Origin of the sequence: Paenibacillus cookii (genome assembly GCF_018333375.1) — a bacterium.
GTDB classification, from domain to species: Bacteria; Bacillota; Bacilli; order Paenibacillales; family Paenibacillaceae; genus Paenibacillus_AQ; species Paenibacillus_AQ cookii.
Genome location: NZ_BORW01000167.1, coordinates 1 through 230, shown reverse-complemented (window position 1 = coordinate 230; position 230 = coordinate 1). Strand labels below are relative to the sequence as shown.

The following is a 230-nucleotide window of genomic DNA, read 5'->3' as shown; positions in this document are numbered from 1 at the left end:
ACCCCTTGAAGACGACGAGGTAGATAGGTTGGAGGTGGAAGTGCAGCAATGCATGGAGCTGACCAATACTAATCGGTCGAGGGCTTATCCTAAAAGCTTTCTAAAAGAAAGCTCGCTACGGAAGCATGAACAAACCCACCAAAGTGAAGAGCAGCTTCGTAGCTGATTCCGAGTACTTTGGCGGGGCCCGGAACAAAAACCGGGATATGCTACGGAAAATAAAACGCAAA

Annotated in this window: 1 rRNA gene; it reads left to right on the top strand. The window is 48.3% G+C overall.

What is annotated here, in order from left to right:
• Nucleotides 1–92 (top strand): 23S ribosomal RNA (locus tag KI367_RS27020); the annotation flags it as partial.
• Nucleotides 93–230: the final 138 nt, after the last annotated feature.